1 pseudogene is annotated in these 1133 nt (G+C 41.9%); it reads left to right on the top strand.

The annotated features are described in order from the left end of the window. Positions 1–519: 519 nt before the first annotated feature. Positions 520–1133: pseudogene (locus F7D20_RS05715) on the top strand (OmpA family protein); the annotation flags it as partial.

Here is a 1133-nt window from a genome sequence, read left to right as displayed (position 1 = left end):
GGTGTCGCATTCCTACGAAGTAGACACCTAAAACATAGGAAGTAGACACCTGAACATAGGAATGCGACACCTTTTTCGGATGAAAAACACTATATTTGCAACATGAAAGAATTGATAGAAACCATGCCAAGGATAGAATTAGCCCTGATCATCATCGGGGTGTTTATACTCATATTATGTATGATCTTAGGATATGCCATGATAAATGACTACAGGATGTATCTTGAGAATCATTGGAAGGCTCGCTATAGCTTTCGTGACTTCATCAAGAGAGAACGCTTTTATATCTATTTGCTGTTGGCTTTCATTTTTATTTCCCTGACAAACCTCTTGTATTTCTTAGAGTGAGTTTCGGTTAGAATGAAACAAAAGGCTTCATGGTAGTCATCCATTTTGATTATTAGGAGAAAACTCTTTATCTTTACGATTTAATATAAACGAAATAATATGGCAAATTATTTGACAATACGGATTAGATTGCTGATTGCAATACTTGCATCAGTGCTTCCGCTTTCCATAATGAAAGCTGAAGAAGGAAAAGATGTACTTGCCCCATCGCAAGGCTGGTACGTCGGAGTAGAGGGTGGAATGCCTTTCGGTTTCTCTACTTTCTCAAGTTTCGGACATGACAAGACGTACCTCGGTTGGGCTGCTGGCTTATATGGCGGCTATCGTTTCAACTCCATCTTCTCGGCTGAGTTATCTGCCAAGTATGGAGAAATGAACTTGTCTGCACAAGACTGTTGCGTAGAACGTAACTATTGGTTGGGTAGCGACGGTATGCTTTACAAGGCAGGTGTCTTAGGCATGGACAGTTGGGAATATGCCAATCTGAAAAGCCATGTCAAGATGGGGCAATATGGAGCAAGAGTAAATATCAACCTTCTTGGACTGTTCCATCAAACAGCTAACAGCCGATGGGATTTGGCTGTTTCACCTCATATATATGCAGTAACGACCAAGGCTGATATCCAGACTATAGCCGATGATGCCAAGGTGATGAAAGGTTCTACCAACTGGCATTTGGGCTATGGCGCAGACTTGCAGGTGGGTTATCAACTGACTTCATGTCTGAAATTGGGCATCTATTCCGGTTTGACTCGTCTTACTGGCGAACGTATGGACGGAATGCC

Origin of the sequence: Segatella copri (assembly GCF_009495355.1) — a bacterium.
In the GTDB taxonomy this organism is placed as follows: domain Bacteria; phylum Bacteroidota; class Bacteroidia; order Bacteroidales; family Bacteroidaceae; genus Prevotella.
The sequence above is the reverse complement of the archived record's forward strand: the minus strand, read 5'-3'. Positions and strand labels throughout refer to the sequence as shown.